The organism is Peribacillus frigoritolerans (genome assembly GCF_004358755.1).
Lineage (GTDB): Bacteria > Bacillota > Bacilli > Bacillales > Bacillaceae > Bacillus_P.
The window spans coordinates 758490-780233 of record NZ_SMZY01000001.1; the positions used below are offsets into that span (position 1 = coordinate 758490).

Here is a 21744-nt window from a genome sequence, read left to right on the forward strand (position 1 = left end):
TAAGTTTTTTACCTACTTAAGCTTGACAGGTCGCTCTGATAAAAGCAACTGTTTTCACGGATTGTTCTCATTTTTTTAGTTGTAAATCCTTAAGGTAAATACATTTAAAGTACTGCTGCAAAGCATAGAATGGTACATTAAATGAAAAAAACGAACTTGGGGGATGAAAATGAACAGAATCAAGAGCTTTTCAGAATGGCTTTATTCGCGGGCTGGATGGAAGACACTATTAGCTTCAATCGTCATCTTTTTCTTGTTCATGCTGTATGTGCTGCCAAACGTCGCTGAAACGGCGAAAGAAATGACTGGTACAAGTGAATCCCCGGATGGATTTTATCTTTATTCTTCTGCAGATTTGTATAAAATAGCTGATGAGTATGGGGAGAAGGGCAGAGCGTATTACATTCAGTCAAGATTTACGTTTGATGTAGTCTGGCCGCTTGCGTATTTGTCTTTTCTGGCCGCGGCTTTGACGGTGCTATATCGTGTACTGCCAGCAGCAAATCTTTTCGGGTTAGTTAATCTCATCCCATTCGGCGGAGCGGTCTTTGACTATCTGGAGAATGCAGCATCTTCCGCTGTGATGGCCAGATATCCAGAGAAAACACCTGTGATTGCAGAACTTGCTCCCATTTTTTCGTTTGTAAAGTGGAGTCTGATTTATGCAAGCTTTGGCTTGCTGTTTCTTGGGTTATTGATAAACATTGCCGTCTATGTAAAAGCACGCAAAAAAAAAATCGGACACCTAACATGTCCGATTTTTTTACATCATCCTGTGTTGCGAAGTCCTGCAGCAATTCCATTAATCGTCAGCAGTACTTCACTTAAGAGCTCTTCATTAGGGAGGTCATCTCCGGCTTCACGAAGTTTGGAAATCACTTCAACTTGGAAAAAGCTTAATGGATCCACATAAGGGTTGCGGAGTCTTACGGATTCCTGGATGTTTGGAAGGTGATCCATTAACTCTGTCTGCCCGGTAATGTGAAGCAGGATTTCTTTCGTTCTGTTGTATTCTGCCTTGATATCGTTAAAGATCCGTTCGGCTGCCTGCTGATCGTCAACCATCGCAAGGTATTCTTTTGCCGCCATTAAATCGGCCTTTAATAAAGCCATTTGCAGGTTGTCGATGGTGGAACGGAAAAACGGCCAGCTTTTGTACATCTGCTGGAGACGTTCAAGGTTTGCCGAATCCTTTGTCCCGCTTTGTAATCCAGTTCCCGCTGCATACCAGGCAGGGAGGAGCTGACGGCTTTGTGTCCATGCGAACACCCAAGGGATGGCGCGCAAATCTTCAAACCGCTCGCTTCCTTTACGGCTCATCGGACGCGATCCTATATTTAGCGCCCCAAGTTCAGGCAGGGGAGTTGCTTGTTTAAAATAATTCAAGAAGTCCGCATCTTTAAAGACTAGCTCCTGATATTTCTTTAGAGAGACAGCCGATATTTGATCCATCGCTTCTTCCCAGTCATTCGTGCGGATATCTGACTGTTCCGCTTCGTTTGAAACGTGTGTGGCAGCTGTAAGGAGTGTAGATGCTGCCTGTTCTAAACTGCGGTAAGCAATGTCATATAAACCATAGCGGGAAGAGAGCACCTCGCCCTGCTCGGTAATTTTCACTCCGTCTCCAAGTGTTTCAGCCGGCTGAGAAAGAAGACTGCGGTTTAGAGGACCGCCGCCGCGTCCAAGTGAACCGCCGCGTCCATGGAAAAATTTCAGGCGGATGCTGTATTGCTTGGCCATATCATGAATTTCCTGCTGAGCTTTGTAGAGCTTCCAGTTAGCTGTCAGCGTGCCGCCGTCCTTGCTTCCATCCGAATAGCCAAGCATGATTTCCTGAAGGTTGTTTTGCTCCTCCAGATGCTTGCGGTAGAAATCCAATTGGAACAACTGCTCCATAATTTTTGGGCCTGCAATCAAATCATCGATCGTCTCAAGGAGGGGAGCGACATTCAGCTTGCTTTCCATCCGTCCATCAGGGTGCAGACGGTAAAGACCTGCTTCCTTGGCAAGAACCATCACTTCAAGAAGATCACTTGCTGATTGCGTCATGCTAACCAAGTACACTTCAATGGACCGCTCGCCAAACTCCTTGTGTGCGCTCCTGATCATATGGAATACATCTAAAACATTCTGTGTTTCCTTTGAGTAATCTTCTTTAAACGAAACAAGAGGTCTTGGATCCTGCAGCACATCTCCTAGAAGCTTCATTTTTTCTTCCTCTGGCAGGCTGGAATAGTCATCAGCAAGCTTTACGGAATGGAAAATCTCTTTAATTGCAGCCTCATGCTCGCCGCTGTGATTGCGGATATCCAGGGTTGCAAGATGAAAACCGAACAGTTCAACCTGGCGGATCAGCTTCTGGAGGCTTTTCAGCTCATGGCCTTCAGGGTGATGAAGCTTGACGCTTTGCTGAATCAGCTTCAGATCATCCGAAAATTGCTGGGACGAATTGTAGCCAAACGGACTCTGCGGGTCCAGCTTTTTGAGCATAATTGTTAATTTGCAGCGATACACTTCATGCTCAACTTGCCATCTTTCTTTTTTACTTAAAAGAGACACTTCATCGCGCACCGATTCAAGCAGTTCATCACTGACAGTCACTCTTTTTGTGGACTGGCTCAGACGTTTACGCAAGTATTTTAGAGACTCTTTATATTTGCGGACAGCAAGCGTTCTGTGTTTAATCAGTGTTTTCCAAGTGATATCTGCGGTTACATTTGGGTTGCCGTCACGGTCTCCGCCGATCCAAGAGCCGAAGCGGAGGAAATTCGGAACCTGCCATTCGCTCTCCGGATAGTTAGACTGCAGACAATCTTCTAATTCCTGATGAATTTGAGGGAGCACTTCAAATAGCGTTTCATCAAAATAATACAATCCATTTGCCACTTCATCCATAACAGTAGGTTTACGGTCACGAAGCTCATCTGTCTGCCACAAAATAACGACTTCATTGAAAAGACGATCCTCAAGTTCGGCGCGTTCACGCTTAGTATGAATCGGCTGATCCAGACTATTAAGGAGTGTGGCGATCCGCTTATGGATTTCTAGCACGCTTCGTCTTGTCGCTTCTGTCGGATGAGCGGTAATAATAAGCTCAAGTGAAAGAGTTTTGAGCAGATTTTGGATGACATCTGCAGCAATGCCATTCTCTTTTAAAGAGGCAACGGCATTTTCCAATGAACCTGGCTGCTTCACAGACTCTTCCTGAAATTGATAATCGCGTTTTCGTCTGATGCGATGATTTTGCTCTGCAATATTAACTAGATGAAAATAAACCGCAAATGCTCTGATAACCTGCTTTCTCAGCGGAGGCTCAAGCGTGCTTATTTCACTTTTTAAATCGGCATAAATAGATTCATCCGCATTGCTGCGGAGCGATTTTGTCATCTCCCGGATTTTTTCAACCTTATCTAACAGGGGGTGGCCGCCCTGATGGACTAGCACATCTCCAAGCATATTTCCAAGGAACTTAACATCACGGCGCAGTGCCGCGTTATGATCACGATCTTGTATGGTTTCTGTTTTTACCGTCATTTTATGCACCTCTTTTACTGGAATGGATTCCATCTTTTTAATATGTGTTTTTTGAAAATTAAAATAATGATAAGTTTACCATGAATCGTATAAAAATGCATAGTATTCGCTTTTATATTGTTCTAATTTTTAGAATGTTCATGTTAAAATATGGTCATACTGCCCACATATATATGGACGGGATTACTGGTTTAAGGTGATGAAACGTAATGAAAAGAGTAAATGTAGTTTACGTTCTTTTATATGATGATACAACTAATAAGATTTTAATGGTTAAAAATATAGACAAACGTTCTTCCTCTTATTATACATTGCAGGGCGGCGCAGTGGAGGATGGTGAAACACTTGATCACGCTGCCATTCGAGAGGTTAAAGAAGAAACGGGGTTAGAGGTTTCTGTTCAAGGATTGATTCATATCAGTGAAGCCTTCCTTGAAGAAAGGGGACATCATGCTATTTTCTTTACTTTTCGCGGCAGCATAACCGGCGGAAAACAGGAAATCGTCATGCCCGGAGAAATAGAAGAAATCACTTGGATGGATGCTGAACAGGCGTCAAACTATCTTCATTTCGCAGCAGAACAGGGTGAACTCACAAATCAGAGTCCTGCCATACCATATACGTTCATAAGAAATCTGTAGAGAAAGCCTCATTGCAAGTATGAGCCTTCCTTTCTTATATGCAGTTTTTACATTTTATTAAATATGTGAGAGAAATGCTTTTGCAGTTGCCGTAAACAAAGCATCCATTTTGATGATTTATTCAGAATGAATGCTTTATTCATTAAAAATATTGTATATAGTATTAAGATAGCAGGGTTTTGCAATAAAGAATCATCTTTGCACTAATTTAATAATTGTATGCTATTATATTGATTAAATATATATATATGGGACTTTTTTAAAAGGAGAAAACGATGAACTCTTCTATTAATGTAGGCGGTCTTGATTTCAAATGGGACTTGGAAAACGGTCAATTTTTATTTGAGGAACAAGATGCTGTGCTATTCTGGATTTCAAGTGCGATGAAAACGTTCTTTGATACAATTGAAGAAATTTCTGGAGAGGAAGCATCAAATCTAGTTTTTGAGACGACAGGATTCAGACAGGGATTAGTGGTGGGAGGATACTTTTCTAAATTGAAAAATGTCAGTATTTTAGAGGCGACAGAGTTAATTACAAATACTTATGCTTCAGCTGGCTGGGGCCGGACCGAAGTGAAAGATTTTAATTTAGATATGCAAACACTGACAGTCGAGCTTAAAGACAGCTGGGAACATAAAATTAACATTGCGCAAGGAAAGACCAAGGGAGGCAATTTTCTTCCTGCCCACTATGCTGGAATATTTACAGGACTTTTCGGTGTAAATATTTGGTATAAAGTCCTTCATTATCAACTAGAGGGGCACGAACTCAGTGTCATAAAATACTTTCCATCAGACATTTCGATAACAAATAACATTCACCAATTAGCCCGAAAAAAAGAAACGGAACAAATTATGCAGTTAGAAGCTTTAGTGGAAGATCAAACAAGGGAATTGAAGGCACTTGTTAAACAGCTTTCTTCTCCTATCATCCCCGTTCTGGAGGGAATAGTCGTGGTGCCGTTAATTGGAAAATACGATGAAGAACGTGCGGAAGAACTTACAGAAAAAACATTAATGAATCTTCCATCACATAAAGCTACCTATCTGATTCTTGACTTGACAGGCATTGATAACGATCTTAGTCAGCATACAACCAGTTTTATCTCAAAAATTGGATATGCAGCAAATCTTTCCGGTACAAAAACAGTTCTTGTGGGAATATCTCCTGAACTAAGTATGCAAATTACTCATTCAGAAATAGATTTCTCTAAATTTGATGCTTTTCAAACCCTGCAGCACGGAATTCTTTATGCTTTAGGGCAAATAGGACGTCAGGTTTTTTAACTATAAAAAAGATATGCAAGACTTCGAAAAAAGAAGGCTCGCATATCTTTTTTTATTTGCAGATCCTTCTCATATAAATTCAATTTTATATATATCTAAATAAGAATATTTTTTATTTTTCTCAAGATATATTCCGGAAGTAACTGTTATTAAGTGTGAAAATATGCTATAAATTTCTAGTAACGTTTTTTATTTTTGACAGGAGGACGATCATGCACCAAGTTCGAATACTCGAAGGCTTACTGAACCCTTTTGCCTATTTTGAAAAGCTTCATGAATCAGAAAAAGAAAAAGGTCTCTTACTTAGAATAGCTGCACTTATAGGATTAAGTCTGCTGCTTGCTGCGGGCAGCGCTTATTTAGGCATACATACGGAAGAAATCATGAAGCTCATGGATACGGTTGGCAGGGAGAAGCTGGAATCTGCTAAACTTCTTTTCGGAATTGGCGGGCTTTTATCCGGGTTACTATCTCCTGTGTTTACGATTCTATTTTTCACATTTGTTTTTAGAGTGTTTTTTTATGAGATTGGGTGGAGCAAGCTTTTTACGATAGGACTTTTTCCTGCCATTCTATTATTTTTCCAAAAAGCGCTGAACTTCCCGCTCTTCTATTTTTTAGGAATCAATTCTGAATCCTCGCCATTCGGTTTTGGAGTACTGATTCAGTTAGTGACAGACCAGGCTTTCCTTGTGAATGCACTAAGTCAAGTTACGATTTTTTTAATATGGAGTGCGTGGATCCAAATGGCAGCTTTGAAAAAGATGTCGGATAAAACGATGAAATCGATCATAGGCATTGTGATTTTTGCTCATTTTATCTTTATATTGGTCACTGCTGCATTCGTTTTATTGACGCAAAACTTGGGAATTTTGCTGTAGGGGGACATATGAAAAAGCAAACGTTGATCGGAATTATTACTGCTATAAGTCTAGTATTCGTCATCATTAATTTAACTATCATATTGAGCTCAGATCGGATAGAACGTTCTAAAGCATTACATTCATACTCCAATGTTGAAAACGGGGACTTAAAAAAACTGCTTTCTACTAAAGGAGTCGTGATTCCATCTTCAAATTACTTCATTAAATATAATAAATCGTTGGGTGCGATTAATGAAGTACTGGTTACTGAGGGAGATGCAGTTTTGGCAGGCGACATCCTCTTTGACTATCAAACTGGACACATCGATGCTGAAATTGAGGAACTAGAACAGCAGATCAGCAGATTGACAGCACGGATCAGCTCTGCTGAATCTGAATTGTCATCGCTTGAGCAGCAGCTGAGCGATGCGCAATTTGATTCCTCAGCGGATTCATTTGATACTGATCCTTTTGCTGCAGATACGACTAAACAAAACGATAATAGTGAAGAAATAATAAGCAATCAAATTGGCGACAAGCAGGATCAAATTGAGGATCTCAATTTGCAGAAGGACGGAGTGAATCAGAAAATCGCCCAGCTGCAGGGGGAGAAAGCGAAATATACGGTTACCAGCAAGATGGATGGAACAGTCACTGAAATCAATCCATATGCACAAACTGAAAATGACGCTGTAGTCTCCATTAATTCAAATCAGCCTTTCCTGATTGAAGGAAAGCTTTCAGAAAAACATGCGGTTAAAGTGAAAGAAGGACAAAAAGTCATAGCAGCCGCAGAAGTTTTACCTGAGTTGAAAAAAGAAGGTACGGTAAAAGAACTGAAAATGGAGCCTATCGGTGTTCCATCAGTTGATGAGAAAGAAAGTTTCTATCCATTTAAAGCTGAATTGATTGAAGCTGCTGAGACATGGCATCATGGATACCACGTCAATTTAGATATCGTCCTTGAAGAACGGAATGGCGTTGTCGTCATACCTGATTCTGCTATTCAAAAAAAGGCAGGTAAAACGTATGTTTACGTTATTAAAAATGGAAGACTTGAAAAAAGAGAAATAAATCTTGGACTTGAGGTAAACAACCGCAACGAAGTTCTGCAAGGAGTAGCACAGGGTGAGAGAATCGTCCGTTTTCCATCGGGTAATTTAAGAGATAAGATGGAGATATTCATGCCAATTCATCATCGTTATGTTGAAGAGAAAACGCTGAAAGCATTTACTGGTGAACAGATCATCCGGCTGCTTTTAAGAGGGATCGTTCATAAATAAAAAGAATAAGAGACGGAAATGACATTGAGGGCAAAATGTCATTTCCGTCTCTTTTCTTATGGCATATCTTCATAAATTCTTATTATTCCATTTAACTTGAATTAATAAACTCTCTTTATACTTTTTAGGGAGAAGCAGAAAAAGGATTAAGGAGATGGGCAAATGAAAAGGAAGAAGATTTTTTGTGCAGCAATGGCAGCCCTATTGATGGGAAGTGCCATTTCAGCTGGAAATGGACAAACCGTTTCAGCGGCTGAGAATGTCAATGAATCAAATGAATTTGATCTTCAGGCACATCGCGGCGGAATGGGACTTACAGTGGAATCTACGATTGCATCATTCTCTAAAGCTCTTGAACTAGGGGTGAACACTCTTGAGCTGGATGTGCAGATTACGGAAGATCACCAGGCTGTTGTGACACATGACCGCCAGATATCTGGAGGGAACTGTCAGGATACCGCTCCTGCATTCGCTGATGATCCTGAGTATCCATACGTTGGGAAATACATAAAAAACCTTACGCTTGAGCAAATCCGCACTCTTGACTGCGGTTCGAATACGAAGCCGCAGTATCCGGGACAAGAGACCAGTCCAGGTGCTAAAATGCCGATGCTCACCGAAGTTTTCGATCTGGTTAAACACTACAATGCTAAGAAAGTTCAAATGAATATTGAAACAAAGGTAGAAGCGGGTGCTCCTCATGAAACCGCTCCGCGTGAAGAATTTGTCCAAATTGTTGCAAGAGAAGTCCGCGAGGCAGGGATGCTTGATAGAGTTACTATTCAAAGCTTCGATTGGGGTTCACTGATGCGTATGCGTGAAGTTGAACCAAGTCTTCCTATCGTAGCACTGACTAATGGTCCGCAATTTTTGCAGCCAGGCCAGCCTGGAGCATCTCCATGGCTAGGGGGAATAGACATTGATGATTTTGACGGGGACTTAGTGGCGGCAGCCCAGTCATTTGGTGCAGATGCCATCTCGCCCGTACACGGATTTCCTCAAAACGGCAAAATCACCGATGAAAACTACGAACCGTATGTAACAAAACAAATGGTGGAAAATTCACAAGCAGCAGGAATGAAAGTGATTCCCTGGACAGTAAATGACATCGAGACTATGAACAAGCTGGTAGAAGATGGTGTTGACGGAATGATCACTGATTATCCCGACCGATTGCGGGAAGTAATGTCACAGAATGGATTTAAGATGCCTAAAGGGTATAAAGCGCCAAATAAATAACTGGAATTTTGATTTGAAAAATGCAATCCTAATTAATGGGATTGCATTTTTTGTTAGATTCTGTTAAAAAATCAGCCTTTTTATATAGTCGATATGGTATGGTTGAGGAGGAAATAAAAGGATATTCTAAAGTGAAAAAATGTGGGGAGAATTCGTATGAATGCAATTAAAAGGTTTTTACGGTACTTAAAAGGATCGGGGAGAGGGAGATAAGGCTGAGAAGATGATTGTCTTTCAACTATCTTAGCTATAGGATTATCTATTTTAATGTTAGTGGGATACAGCTTAGATCAAATAAAGGAAGCTGTGGTCCTTCTAAAATGAACCAAGCCGAGGGAATATTCATCCTCGGCTATTTGTCATTTATTATTAGAAATATATTGTTAACAAATCCCATTTAATATTAATTGTATTAAAATAAAAAAATTTTAATTTTTATAGCTTGTATTAAATGGATATATTTACTGACGGGAAAGTGTTCCCCTGAAAAAAACATTTGTGTTTTTCAGGGGAATTTATTATTATAAAATAAGTAATTTGGCAATTTTATCACTTAATCAAGATAAAGAATCTTTCAAACTATCAGGAATGTTGTTTTTGGAAGAAAAGAATCACTTTATAAGATCAGCTTTTAAAATAGATTGAAAAAATGTGACGTCTTCGTCATCATTTTAATACCGAATAATGGGAGTTTTATCGCCAGAAATTTAAGTTCTGTAAGGGGAGAAAAGGAAAATGGCAAACAAGGAACTGAATAGAGGCTTGGAGTCGCGTCATATTCAGATGATTGCTTTGGGAGGCACGATTGGTGTTGGTTTATTTATGGGGTCAGCCAGCACCATTCAATGGACAGGTCCGTCTGTACTGCTGGCTTATGCAATCTGCGGAATATTTATCTTTTTTATTATGCGTGCAATGGGAGAAATGCTGTATTTAGAGCCGAGTACAGGTTCATTTGCAACATTCGGCCATAAGTATATCCACCCACTCGCAGGTTATTTGACTGCATGGAGTAACTGGTTCCAATGGATTGTCGTCGGGATGTCAGAAATTATTGCAGTTGGTGCATACATGAAATACTGGTTCCCGGATTTGCCTGCCTGGATACCAGGTATCATTGCAATGCTCATTCTGGGTGCAGCGAACTTAGTTTCTGTAAAATCATTTGGTGAATTTGAATTTTGGTTTGCGATGATAAAAATCGTTACAATTGTTTTGATGATTATTGCAGGTATCGGTCTTATTTTCTTCGGGTTTGGCAACGGAGGAGACGCTATCGGATTATCAAATCTATGGGTGCATGGAGGCTTCTTTACAGGAGGCTGGTCAGGATTTTTCTTTGCACTCTCTCTTGTTATTGCAGCTTATCAAGGTGTCGAACTCATCGGAATTACTGCTGGAGAAGCGAAAAATCCGCAAAAAACGTTAACAAGCGCGATTCAAAGTATTATTTGGCGCATCTTAATCTTCTATATTGGTGCGATTTTTGTTATTGTAACTGTTTTCCCATGGGATCAGCTTGATTCACTTGGAAGCCCGTTTGTATCAACTTTTGCCAAAATTGGGATTACAGCAGCAGCAGGTATTATTAACTTTGTCGTCATTACAGCAGCAATGTCCGGCTGCAATAGCGGTATTTTCAGTGCAGGCCGCATGCTTTATACATTGGGAGTCAATGGACAGGCTCCAAAATTCTTTACGATTATTTCCCGTAATGGTGTGCCTTTATATGGAACAATCGCAGTACTAATAGGTTTAGCAATTGGTGTTGTTTTAAACTATATTGCACCTCCGAAGATATTTGTGTATGTATACAGTGCAAGTGTGCTGCCGGGTATGATTCCATGGTTTGTCATCCTCATCAGTCAAATACGATTCAGAAGAGAAAAAGGAGCTGAAATGGCCAAACACCCTTTCAAAATGCCTTTTGCTCCTTTCACAAACTATTTGACGATTGCCTTCTTAATAATGGTATTAATCGGAATGTGGTTTAATGATGAAACACGTATATCGCTAATAGTAGGGATTGTCTTCCTGGGCATTGTGATAATCAGTTATTATGCCCTGGGAATAAGCAAGCGTGTTCCAGCAGATACTCAATCAGATGATGAATTGCCTATTTGACGATCCCTGCATATAAAAAGCTCACTTCTATCGATAAGAAGTGAGCTTTTTTAAGCTATTATAGTAACTCAAACTGTTTAGAATAAAGTCTTGCATACGACCCATCCCTTGCAAGCAGCGAGTTGTGTGTACCCTGTTCAACAATTCCGTCTTCTGTTAAAACGATAATCCGCTTCGCATTCCGGATCGTTGAAAGGCGATGGGCAATCACAATCGTTGTACGTCCTCTTGCTAACCACTCCAGTGATTCCTTTACGATGCTTTCACTCTCATTATCAAGAGCGCTCGTTGCCTCATCCAAAATGAGAATGGGAGGATTCTTTAAAAATACACGAGCAATACTTAGCCGCTGCTTTTGGCCGCCAGAGAGTTTGACACCCCGTTGTCCGATTTCTGAATGGTAGCCATTTGGCAAGCTCATGATAAAGTCATGTGCATTGGCAAGCATTGCTGCCTCAATAATTTCAGTGTCGCTCGCTGCCGGATCTCCGTACCTGATATTATCCATTACTGTTCCTGAAAAAAGGTAAGCATCCTGCTGTACAATACCAATGTTCTTTCTTAATGACTGCAGATCGATATCCCGGACATCGATTCCGTCTACTAATACATACCCATCTGTCAAATCATAAAAGTGAGGGATTAGCGAGCATAAGGTCGTTTTCCCCGCACCAGACGGACCAACTAAAGCTACGTACTCTCCCGGATGTATACGAAGTGACAAGTTTACCAAGACATTGCCCAAATTGTCTTCGTAACGGAAGGAAACTTGCTTAAACTCAATTTCACCGCGTACCTCTTGTAGTGTCACAGCATTCGGTTTGTTTTCAATTTCCGGCTTAAGATTCATGATTTCCATAAAGCGCTGGAAGCCAGTGATTCCTTCTTGAAATTGCGTGCTCATATGAGGTAGTTTTTGAATTGGCTCAATCAAAAAGTTGATATACAGTAAAAAAGTGATTAAATCTGCTAAGTCTAATGTGTTGTTGACGATACTGGCACTACCAAATATAATCACTGCGATTGTAATTAGTTGGATAAATGTTTGTATTACATTGTAAAAGTACGCTTCTATCTTGTAGAATTTTTTTCTGCTTTCGAGGAAACGATTATTTTCTTGGTCAAACTTTTCAATCTCTACTTGCTCATTGGCAAAAGATTTTACTTCGCGGATTCCTGATAGACTATCTTCTACCTGTGCGTTTACGTCCCCAATTCGCTCTTTGATTCTACTTAATGCACTGTTCTCGAACTTATTAAAATAAAAAGAAAATACGCCTAAGATTGGTAAAAAACAGAATACGATGAACGTTAACGGTGCATTAATAAAGAACAATATGACAAATGCTCCAATAAAACGTACGAGATATTTGACGTAGTCTTCAGGACCATGATGGTACAGTTCGGAAAGCATTAGAAGGTCATTCGTTATTCGAGTCATGAGCTGTCCTGTCTTTTCTTTATCGTAAAAGCTAAAGGAAAGCTTCTGCATGTGGGTAAACAGCTCACTTCTCAAATCACTCTCCATCCGCGCGCCTATTTCATGACCTTTGTAGTCCACAAAATAGTTTCCGATATTCTGAATGGCGGTTAACACAAGCATCAGCCCGCCAATCAAATACACTTTATTCAGCGCTGTGGACAAGTTGCCTTCTAGAACATCCTTCGTAATATACCTGACAAGCAGCGGAAACACCAAAGTCACAGCTGATACGATAAAGGCGCATGCCAATACTGAAAGAAACAGTTTTAAATAAGGTTTATAATAGGAGAAAAATTTTTTTACTGGAAAACGCATGATTTACCCCTTTTTGTGTTATTTAAATACACATATAAGGGGAGGGAACACCGTTTACATTAAGAAAGTGTTTCACCCTCATATGCTTGTGCTGTTTGATTTGTCATGTTTTTCATTTAAATGGCCTCCTTGTATATTAGTACTATTATTGTAAGCGATTTTTTTAAAAAATGAACAAGAAATCGTTTAATTGTAACAATACAATGACATTCACCCATTCCCTTTTTTAAGAATACACTGCTTCCATGTTATTCCCTTTTAATATTCAAGGAGGTAAATCGTTCAATGTATTTTCATAACACACCTTATCCTTACAATTATTTTAGCGCAGATTATATGAATGTTTATGGTGACGAAAGACAGGCGCCAACCTTTCCGCCGCCGCAGCAATTTGCTCAGCAAGTTCCTCAAGCCTTTTTTTCGAGTTTCCTGCCTACTAATCAAATCCGGTCAGTGATGTGTCAGTGTATAGGAAGATGGGGCTTGCTCGGGTTAAGGTTTCAAAGTCCTTTTGGAAGAGATTTATGGTTTTTCCCTACAGAGATTAGGCAAAATAGTGTTTCAGGATACACATGGCAAGGCGGCCTCAGTCAAAGAGCCCGTTATAATTATTCAGAAATCAGAAATTTTATCTGTTCAACATGATTAATTAAAAACAGAGATTTTCAAAAAGCATCATCAGGGGACTTGATGGTGTTTTTTGTGTTTTATTTACATTGTATAATTGGGGATTTATAGAAATAGAAAATGGAAAGATTTATCGAAGTTTTATGATAATAAAAGGATTATTGAAAGGTAATAGAGAAGAGTTCATATTTAAACCTGAGAAAAGACAATTTTTTAAAACTGGTTTTGAAGGAAATTTCCGATAAAAATCGTCAATAAGATCTAAAAATGCATGATTTAAAAGAGGTGTTCATTTTGAATAATGATCAAGCAATTGAAATCTACAAAGGTCGCCTTCAGCATTATTCGGAGGTGCAGTTAAGGCATATTTCTGAAGAAGGGACTTGGTCTATCGGTCAAATGTATCTCCATTTGATTGAGGTTGCGTTTGAGTATCTTGAGAATGTTGAAAAATGTGCAGAAGCAACTGAAGTGCAAAAACTGGGGAAGACCGAAGCCGGTGAGAATTTGTTCGAACGAGGCGGTTTTCCACCCATTAAGATCAAATTGCCTGATGATGCTGAAAACACGCCAAGCAATAGCAAAAGGAAAGATGAACTAATGCAAGGACTCATTTTGGTAGAAGAGAAAATGGGAGAGTGGGAAGAGAAAGTAGATGCGATTAACCCAAACTTCAAAGTAAAACATGGGGGATTTGGCTGGCTCAATGCAAGGGAATGGTTCGAGTTGGTCGACATGCATTTTCGTCATCACCTCCGTCAAAAGACAGAATTAGAAGAAAAGGTAGGGTTTTGAATACTGAGAGGAATGCGAAATGGATAAGTGAGAAGAAGGCTGAAAGAAGGAAAGCTTTCTAAAGCATTCGGGAGAATTTCAGATTTAGAAGATTGATAAAGCGGGGAAAAGATTCAAGGACAGGCTGCAGAACCTCCCGATATGAGATAAAAACGATAACGCCCATTCATTTTGTTAAATTGAATGGGCATTTTTGTGAACTATAACGGAATATAATCAAAAAAAAATGATAGAAAATGTTCCCAATATTGCCGTTTTACGATTAAACCCATAATAAAAATAGGTGCTCAGCGTTGATAACACTGCTTCTTTGGTTTAATGAAAAACATTGATATATAATTTCATAAAATTAATATATATGTTGAAATTATGTTTCAATATGTGTTATTCTCTTCCTGAGAACGATTTCAGGAACCGATTTCAATTCATAGATAAGGGTGATCATCATGCTTGAACATTTAACAACCGAAACTCGTAATGAGAAAACAATGAATTTAGATGAAATGTCTACAATTGAACTTTTAACAGTAATGAACGAAGAAGATGAGAAAGTGGCTAGAGCTGTGAAGGCGGAGCTTCCGTCCATTGCAAAAGCGGTGGATGCCATCATTCATGCAAAAAAACAGGGTGGCCGCCTGATTTACATGGGTGCAGGAACAAGCGGACGAATAGGGCTGCTGGATGCGGTTGAGTGCCCTCCCACGTTTGGAACGGACCCGGGTGAAGTAATCGGGCTGATTGCAGGCGGAGAGCAAGCGTTTATAAAAGCCGTTGAAGGAGCCGAAGACAGTAAAGACCTTGGAGTCGGCGACTTAAAGGAAATTCAGCTAACAAGCAGTGACATTGTAGTGGGAATTGCAGCAAGCGGCCGAACTCCATATGTTATTGGCGGTCTTGAGTATGCAAACTCAATCGGTGCAAAAACGGTAGCGGTCTGCTGCAATAAAGGTTCAGAAGTCGGAAAAAGAGCTGAGATTGCAATTGAAGTAGTGAATGGACCTGAAGTTCTGACAGGTTCAACACGTTTAAAAGCGGGCACTTCACAAAAACTGGTCTGCAATATGCTTTCAACTGCTTCAATGGTTGGTATTGGAAAAGTGTATGGAAACTTGATGGTGGATGTTCAGCAGACAAATCAGAAACTTGAAGAGCGGGCAAAACGCATTGTAATGGAAGCGACATCTTGCTCGTACGAAACAGCTGAGGAATATTTGGTCATAGCAAAGGATAATTCCAAACTTGCGATTCTTATGATCCTAACCAGCCTTTCTTATGAAGATGCCTTAGACAAACTGAATGATTCACAGGGATTTATCAGAGAAGCCATGAAATAAATAATTTTTCAACTGAGAGGGGAGCTACCATGAGTAAGTACCGTAAAATGGCCGATGAGATTTTGACGGCTCTTGGAGGCAGTTCAAATATTGCTTCTTATACAAACTGTATGACACGCCTTCGCGTAACGCCGGTGAACCGTGGGAACATTAACGAACAAAAAATTAAAGAAATCGATGGTGTAGTAGGAACGGTCGATGATGAGACCTATCAAATTATCCTTGGCCCGGGAGTTGTCACAAAAGTAGCAGACCAGTTCGGCGCAGCGATCGAGGAAACAAAAGGACAAGGAAGTGCATCTGACTATGAAGCAAAAGGTGCTGACATTAAGCAGGAGTTAAAAAAGAAAAACAGCACTCCGTTTAAAACGTTCCTGCGTAAAATCGGAAGTATTTTCATTCCGCTGATCCCGGCATTTGTTGGAGCTGGCCTGATTGCCGGTATTGCATCAATTCTTGCAAACAATATAACAGCTGGAAACTTATCAGAAGAAACTTGGCAGCAATATGTCACGATTTTAAATGTTATTAAAAATGCGATCTTCAGTTATTTGGTCATTTACGTTGGGATTAATGCAGCAAAAGAATTTGGGGCAACACCTGCACTGGGAGGTGTCATTGGAGGCGTTACACTCTTAACTGGCGCTACGCCTGAAATGCCTATCACCAATATCTTTACCGGTGAAGCATTATCCGCAGGACAGGGTGGAATTATTGGGGTTTTAATCGCGGTGTACCTTCTTGCTATGGTTGAGAAGTTCCTGCGCAGATGGATTCCAGATGCCATTGACATTATTGTCACGCCAACTATTGTTCTCTTACTCATTGGATTGTTAACAATCTTTATCATCATGCCTTTTGCCGGCCTGATTTCAGACAACCTGATTGGAGCAATCAATTGGACACTTGATCGTGGAGGCGCGTTTGCGGGATTTGTCCTTGGAACAACTTTTCTTCCGCTCGTCATGCTGGGTCTCCATCAAGTATTAATTCCCATTCATATTGAGATGATTAACATCTCAGGCATGACAGTACTGCTGCCGATCCTTGCGATGTCAGGTGCCGGACAAGTCGGTGCCACTCTGGCACTTTGGATCAAGTGCCGCAAAAACACTCAATTAACGAATTTGATTAAAGGTGCTCTGCCTGTAGGCGTGCTTGGCATTGGAGAACCGCTGATTTACGGGGTTATCCTGCCTCTGGGGCGTCCATTTATTACAGCATGTATTGGCGGAGGAATCGGTGGAGCGGTCGTAGGTATTTTCGGAAATATTGGTGCAATTGCTATTGGTCCTTCAGGTATGGCATTGATTCCGCTGATTGCTGACGGAATGTGGTTTAAATATATTCTCGGGCTATTAGCTGGTTATTCAGGAGGATTCATTCTCACTTATTTCTTCGGTGTTCCGAAAGAAGCGATGGTTAATACGGCAGATTCTGCTGAAAAGGAAGTTGAAATAGAAGCAGAGAAAGGTTTCTCAATCTCTGATAAAGGTGCAGTGGTTATGCCTTTTGAAGGTGAAGTAAAACCTCTTGAAGAAGTGCCGGATGCTGTATTTTCATCAAAGTTGATGGGAGACGGATTTGCCATTGAGCCGGTTAATGATACACTGGTTTCACCTATTGACGGAGAAGTTGTGAGCGTTTTTCCTACAAAGCATGCAATTGGATTAAAGTCAAAGGATGGCTTGGAGCTATTAATTCATGTAGGTCTTGAAACGGTTTCCCTAAAAGGAGAAGGCTTTACGTCTCTTGCTAAAGAGGGTCAAGAAGTAAAAAAGGGAACGCCTCTTCTCAAGATTGATCTGGATTATATTAAAAAGAATGCAGTGTCAACAATTACACCGGTTATCTTTACAAATTTGGCAGAGGGAACTAGTGTAAAGCTGCTGAAAACGGGCTATCAGGAACAAGGCAGTGCGGGTGTGATTGCCTTAGAGCTTCCTTAAAGGAGTTCGGTTTTTAAGAAGCTGATTGAAGTAAATAAACGATTTGAATGTAAAAAAAGCACCATTTAGGAGACTAGATGGTGTTTTTTGTGTTTACCAAAATATGATAGAACTTTATGATCCAAAGAGATGGTGATATTTAACATTTGGATGTTCATCCGTGAGATGACAGTGCTGTATGGAACCATAATGAAAAAGAGGCTGAGAATAAACTCAGCCTCTTTTTCTATTCTCCTTAGTTTTGAACGGCTTCTAGCAGCAAGTCAGCAATATGAACAGCACGCACCTTGTCTGACAAGCCTTCCCGCTCAATACCAAGTTTCATTTGCAGCAGGCACCCGGGGTTTGCTGTGACGATGGTTGCGGCATGAGTGGCTTTTGCGTTTTTCATTTTGGTATCTAGAATCTGCATTGACATTTCTGATTCGACGATGTTATAGATTCCGGCTGAACCGCAGCAGCTGTCGGCGTTTTTCATTTCACGGTATTCAATGTTTCCGATTGCTTTTAATAGCTTGCGGGGTTCTGCGGATGTTTTCATGACATTTCTTAAATGACATGAGTCCTGATAAGTGACTGCCTGTTCAGGCAGTTTTAGCTTCATCTTAAAGAACTCAAGTTCAACCAGAATGCTTGATAGGTCTTTGAGCTTGCTTGAGAATGCTTTAGCCCGCTCTGACCATTTTGCCTCGTCTTTAAGAAGATGATCGTAATCAATTAAAAAGGCTCCGCAGCCTCCTGCGTTTGTAATAATGTAATCAACCTGAAGGTTTTCGAATGCTGTAATGTTGCGTTTGGCAAGGTCTTTAGCAGCGTCTTTTTCACCACTGTGCCCATGCAAGGCTCCACAGCATGCCTGGTTTTCAGGTATGACAATTTCACAGCCTGAAAGCTGAAGCAGCTTCATAGTTGCGTCATTTGTTTTCATAAACATCGTGTCCATCAGGCAGCCGGAGAAGAAGGCAACACGTTTGCGTTTTTCCGGTTTAGCAGGCAGATAGGTCGGCCGGTTTTTCATTTCCTTTAATGTCGGGATTACCGGAAGTACTTTTTCCATAGAGGATAAACTGTCAGGCAAAAGCTTCATCATGCCTGAAGAACGCACGGCGCGCTGCAGACCAGAACGCTGGTAGAATCCAATTAATCCTGTTAATGTACGCATGCGTTCCTGATGAGGGAACAATCCTTCAAAAACGGCTTTACGGACCGTTCGTACAGGCAGTGAATGCTTTTTGTTCTGATTAATAATATCGCGCGCCTCTTCAAGCAAGTGGCCATAATTTACTCCAGAAGGGCAGACAGGTTCACAGGCTCTGCAGCCCAAACACATATTGAGAGACTTTTCTACGTCTTCATCAGGTTCTACAAGTCCTTCTGCAACTGCTTTCATCAGTGCGATTCTGCCTCTTGGAGAATGAGATTCCTGAAATCCTGACTCAATATAGGTCGGACAGGTTGGCAGGCAAAATCCGCAGCGCATACAGTTAAGAAGCTCATCCTCGTTCATCCGATCTTTAAATTGCTCTTGAATGATTTCACGTTCCTTTACAGTTGTCATCTTGAGACCACCACCCGTTTTCTCGAGTCTTTGGCAAACATTTTGCCTGGGTTCATGATGTTATTCGGGTCAAGAGAATGCTTTATGGCTTTCATGGCGGCAATCCCTTCCTTGCCTGCCTTCAGCTCAAGGTACGGAGCTTTCATAACGCCGACTCCGTGTTCGCCTGTAATGGTCCCGCCAAGCTCGATTGCTTTTACGAATATTTCTTCGAACGCTTTTTCAACGCGCTCTATTTCTTCATGATTTCTCACATCAGTCAAACAGGTTGGATGGAGGTTCCCATCTCCTGCATGTCCAAATGTGCAAATCGTAAGGCTGTATTTTTCCGCTATTTCATTTGTGGCCAGCACCATTTTTGCGATTTCTGACCGGGGCACAGTTGCATCTTCCAGTATCGTTGTCGGTTTTAGTCTGGCTAATGCAGAAAGGGCGGAGCGGCGTGCCGTCCGGAGACCATCTGCTTCTGCTTCGGATTCTGCTACCTTAACCGAAACGGCTTTTTCCTGTTCGCAAATGGCAGCCATTTTTATCATATCTCTTTTGACAACGTCAGCAGGTCCGTCCTGCTCAATTAAAAGAACTGCTTTAACATCGGTCGGCAAACCGATTTGAGCAAAATCCTCAACTACTTTTAAGGTAGGCTGATCGAGGAATTCAAGTGTTGTCGGAATGATTTTATTTGCAATGATTTTTGAAACGGATTTTGCTGCAGCTTCTAAATCCTGATAGAGAGCAAGCATCGTCATTTTATCCTCCGGCACAGGAATCAGTTTAAGAATGGCCTTTGTTACGATTCCAAGAGTTCCTTCTGATCCTACGAAAAGACGGGTTAAATCATATCCTGCTACGTCTTTTGCGAGTTTTCCGCCGGTTTGGATAATGTCTCCGTTTGCCAGAACCACTTCCAGTCCCATGACATAGTCGCGTGTTACACCATATTTCAGACCGCGGAGACCGCCTGAGTTTTCATTGATGTTTCCGCCAATAGTAGAGATTTTCATTGAGCTTGGATCAGGCGGGTAGAACAGGCCTTTTTCCTCGACAGCATGAATGAGGTCAAGGGTGACGACTCCAGGCTGAACAGTTGCAGTAAGGTTTTCCTCATCAATTTCTAGAATGGCATTCAAATGTTTAAACAAAAGGACAATTCCGCCTTCAGTCGGGCAAGTGCCGGCGCATAGATTGGTGCCGGACCCTCTAGGAACAAGCGGAATTTGCTGCTCATTGCATATTTTTACGACTTTTGAGACTTCTGCTGTATTTCTTGGAGCAATAACTGCGTCAGGAAGTGATTGAAACTGCGGTGTTGCATCAAAGGAATACACGAGTCTCCCTGCTTTTGAATCATCATAGTTTTCTGCTCCTACAATGGATTGGAGCTTTGCTTTTATTTCTGCGGGTATCATTCAGTTCTACCTCCCTATTCATGTAAAAAGTACTTCCTTTTATCATAAATAAAAGTCGAAGGATAAACTATGGATAATCCTACAAGGTTTAAAGGGAATTTGGTTCATTTTTTGGATAATCATCTAAAAAGAAAAAGGCTAGAAACAAAGCAGTCAGGTCTTCAGAATGTCTCGGGTTTAATCCTGTAAGCTGCTCAATACGCTTTAAACGGTAGTGAAGGGTGTTGATATGAATATGAAGATGATCTGCCGTTTGTTTGAAGGATTGGTTATGCTTTAGAAATGTCTTTAAAGTATCCACTAATTCCTGATCTAGTATGATCGGTGCGATTGTCCGGCTCACAAACTCTTCTCTGGTATCTTTTTTGATGTCCTTCAGGAGCATTTCCAGACGCAATTCCTCATCAAAAACAATTGAATTCGTGTTCTTGGCTACTGTTAAAGCACGGTCAGCCTGTTCAAATGAACGATAAACTTCTGCTGCTGCAGAGTGCTGCCCAACCCCCATGGAGATCTTAAGCTGATATCTTTCACTTAGATAACGGCTGATTTGGATGGCAAATTGCCGGGTGCGCTCTTTGTTCTCCTTTGCCGCCTGCAGGATTACAAAGCGGTCATTGCCCCAACGGACAAAAACATCTGTACTCCCGCTCATGAATGTCTGCATAATGTCATTCAAAACTTCCTGGCTAATCAGCGCATCTTCGCGTCCTGTACAGTGGCCAATTATGACCTGCCTGTCCGCAGACAGGTCAATTCCAAGGAGTTCTGCCTGATTCAAAAATGCCTCAGACCATTCGGACTTTTGAACCCAGTCAAAAACGAAAGCTTCAAGAGCCCTGGTTCGCCATTCAAGCTGCTCAGAATAGTACCGTTCATTCATAAGAAGCTCGGTCATCTTTTTCAGAATTTCTCCAAATGGGGAAACATTGTCCGGATCTCCGGTAATCCCGATGACTCCTGCAATTTGATTCTGGTAGAAAACTGGCAAATTAATACCTGATTTGACCCCGGCCAGCACGTTATGATCTTTCTCTGTAATAATGAGCTTCCGCTGCTCGCGGCAGCAAATAAGCGCTCCTTCATGAAACGTGCCTACTCTGCTTTCATCTGTACTTGCGATGATCGTCCCGCTTGTATCTGCCACAATTAACTCTTCATCTATAAGGTGGTTCATTTCTGAAATGATGCTTTTAGCTAACGAAGGTCTGATCAAAGTGCTTCCTCCAGTATTAAGTGGTGTGTATATTTTAGCATGTTTAAAGTGTTTCATGAGTATGAAAGGAATTTTGAAAGGATGA

General features: G+C 41.0%; 14 protein-coding genes. 9 read left to right on the plus strand and 5 right to left on the minus strand.

Features of this window, described 5'->3' with window-relative positions:
• Nucleotides 1-768 precede the first annotated feature (768 nt).
• Nucleotides 769-3534 (minus strand): phosphoenolpyruvate carboxylase, encoded by a 2766-nt coding sequence (gene ppc, locus E2R53_RS04075; RefSeq protein WP_133310516.1) that lies wholly within the window; start codon nt 3532-3534, stop codon nt 769-771.
• Between the two features lie 209 nt (nt 3535-3743).
• On the opposite strand from ppc, the gene E2R53_RS04080 reads away from it, so the two are divergent.
• The 6 genes from E2R53_RS04080 (at nt 3744) to E2R53_RS04105 (ending at nt 10973) form a co-directional block, all read left to right on the plus strand.
• Nucleotides 3744-4175, plus strand: coding sequence for an NUDIX hydrolase (locus tag E2R53_RS04080; protein ID WP_133310517.1), 432 nt, complete (start codon nt 3744-3746; stop codon nt 4173-4175).
• Nucleotides 4176-4450: 275 nt separating this feature from the next.
• The gene (locus tag E2R53_RS04085) at nt 4451-5464 is read left to right on the plus strand and encodes an STAS domain-containing protein (RefSeq protein ID WP_133310518.1); all 1014 of its coding nucleotides are present in this window, start codon (nt 4451-4453) and stop codon (nt 5462-5464) included.
• Between the two features lie 212 nt (nt 5465-5676).
• Entirely contained in the window at nt 5677-6345 is a 669-nt protein-coding gene (locus E2R53_RS04090; RefSeq protein WP_133310519.1) for a hypothetical protein, read from the plus strand.
• 8 nt (nt 6346-6353) lie between these two features.
• Complete coding sequence (locus E2R53_RS04095; RefSeq protein WP_133310520.1) at nt 6354-7610, plus strand: efflux RND transporter periplasmic adaptor subunit; 1257 nt, start codon at nt 6354-6356, stop codon at nt 7608-7610.
• 162 nt (nt 7611-7772) lie between these two features.
• Nucleotides 7773-8849, plus strand: a complete 1077-nt coding sequence (locus E2R53_RS04100; RefSeq protein WP_133310521.1) for a glycerophosphodiester phosphodiesterase — start codon at nt 7773-7775, stop codon at nt 8847-8849.
• A 735-nt stretch (nt 8850-9584) separates the two neighbouring features.
• Nucleotides 9585-10973, plus strand: a complete 1389-nt coding sequence (locus E2R53_RS04105; protein ID WP_133310522.1) for an amino acid permease — start codon at nt 9585-9587, stop codon at nt 10971-10973.
• A gap of 58 nt (nt 10974-11031) precedes the next feature.
• Here the strand turns inward: E2R53_RS04105 and E2R53_RS04110 are convergent, their stop codons facing one another.
• Nucleotides 11032-12771 (minus strand): ABC transporter ATP-binding protein, encoded by a 1740-nt coding sequence (locus E2R53_RS04110; RefSeq protein WP_133310523.1) that lies wholly within the window; start codon nt 12769-12771, stop codon nt 11032-11034.
• Nucleotides 12772-13683: 912 nt separating this feature from the next.
• On the opposite strand from E2R53_RS04110, the gene E2R53_RS04120 reads away from it, so the two are divergent.
• The 3 genes from E2R53_RS04120 (at nt 13684) to E2R53_RS04130 (ending at nt 17476) form a co-directional block, all read left to right on the plus strand.
• Entirely contained in the window at nt 13684-14193 is a 510-nt protein-coding gene (locus E2R53_RS04120) for a DinB family protein (RefSeq protein WP_435796775.1), read from the plus strand.
• A 446-nt stretch (nt 14194-14639) separates the two neighbouring features.
• Nucleotides 14640-15527: an N-acetylmuramic acid 6-phosphate etherase gene (murQ, locus tag E2R53_RS04125; RefSeq protein ID WP_133310525.1), complete on the plus strand. Its 888-nt coding sequence runs from the start codon at nt 14640-14642 to the stop codon at nt 15525-15527.
• 29 nt (nt 15528-15556) lie between these two features.
• The gene (locus E2R53_RS04130) at nt 15557-17476 is read left to right on the plus strand and encodes a glucose PTS transporter subunit IIA (RefSeq protein WP_133310526.1); all 1920 of its coding nucleotides are present in this window, start codon (nt 15557-15559) and stop codon (nt 17474-17476) included.
• Between the two features lie 235 nt (nt 17477-17711).
• Here E2R53_RS04130 and E2R53_RS04135 read toward each other — a convergent pair whose 3' ends face one another.
• The 3 genes from E2R53_RS04135 to E2R53_RS04145 all read right to left on the minus strand — a co-directional run bounded on the left by E2R53_RS04135 (nt 17712) and on the right by E2R53_RS04145 (nt 21659).
• On the minus strand, nt 17712-19034 hold the full coding sequence (locus E2R53_RS04135; RefSeq protein WP_133310527.1) for a (Fe-S)-binding protein: 1323 nt from the start codon (nt 19032-19034) through the stop codon (nt 17712-17714).
• Nucleotides 19031-20443, minus strand: coding sequence for a glycolate oxidase subunit GlcD (glcD, locus tag E2R53_RS04140; RefSeq protein WP_133310528.1), 1413 nt, complete (start codon nt 20441-20443; stop codon nt 19031-19033). The genes E2R53_RS04135 and glcD overlap by 4 nt, the downstream gene beginning before the upstream one ends.
• Before the next feature lie 88 nt (nt 20444-20531).
• The gene (locus E2R53_RS04145) at nt 20532-21659 is read right to left on the minus strand and encodes a CdaR family transcriptional regulator (protein ID WP_133310529.1); all 1128 of its coding nucleotides are present in this window, start codon (nt 21657-21659) and stop codon (nt 20532-20534) included.
• Nucleotides 21660-21744: the final 85 nt, after the last annotated feature.

Excerpts from the sequence above, each read along its gene's own strand:
- ppc (WP_133310516.1), bottom strand. The coding sequence starts at position 3,534 with ATGACGGTAAAAACAGAAACCATACAAGATCGTGATCATAACGCGGCA.
- E2R53_RS04080 (WP_133310517.1), top strand. The coding sequence starts at position 3,744 with ATGAAAAGAGTAAATGTAGTTTACGTTCTTTTATATGATGATACAACT.
- E2R53_RS04085 (WP_133310518.1), top strand. The coding sequence starts at position 4,451 with ATGAACTCTTCTATTAATGTAGGCGGTCTTGATTTCAAATGGGACTTG.
- E2R53_RS04090 (WP_133310519.1), top strand. The coding sequence starts at position 5,677 with ATGCACCAAGTTCGAATACTCGAAGGCTTACTGAACCCTTTTGCCTAT.
- E2R53_RS04095 (WP_133310520.1), top strand. The coding sequence starts at position 6,354 with ATGAAAAAGCAAACGTTGATCGGAATTATTACTGCTATAAGTCTAGTA.
- E2R53_RS04100 (WP_133310521.1), top strand. The coding sequence starts at position 7,773 with ATGAAAAGGAAGAAGATTTTTTGTGCAGCAATGGCAGCCCTATTGATG.
- E2R53_RS04105 (WP_133310522.1), top strand. The coding sequence starts at position 9,585 with ATGGCAAACAAGGAACTGAATAGAGGCTTGGAGTCGCGTCATATTCAG.
- E2R53_RS04110 (WP_133310523.1), bottom strand. The coding sequence starts at position 12,771 with ATGCGTTTTCCAGTAAAAAAATTTTTCTCCTATTATAAACCTTATTTA.
- murQ (WP_133310525.1), top strand. The coding sequence starts at position 14,640 with ATGCTTGAACATTTAACAACCGAAACTCGTAATGAGAAAACAATGAAT.
- E2R53_RS04130 (WP_133310526.1), top strand. The coding sequence starts at position 15,557 with ATGAGTAAGTACCGTAAAATGGCCGATGAGATTTTGACGGCTCTTGGA.
- E2R53_RS04135 (WP_133310527.1), bottom strand. The coding sequence starts at position 19,034 with ATGACAACTGTAAAGGAACGTGAAATCATTCAAGAGCAATTTAAAGAT.
- glcD (WP_133310528.1), bottom strand. The coding sequence starts at position 20,443 with ATGATACCCGCAGAAATAAAAGCAAAGCTCCAATCCATTGTAGGAGCA.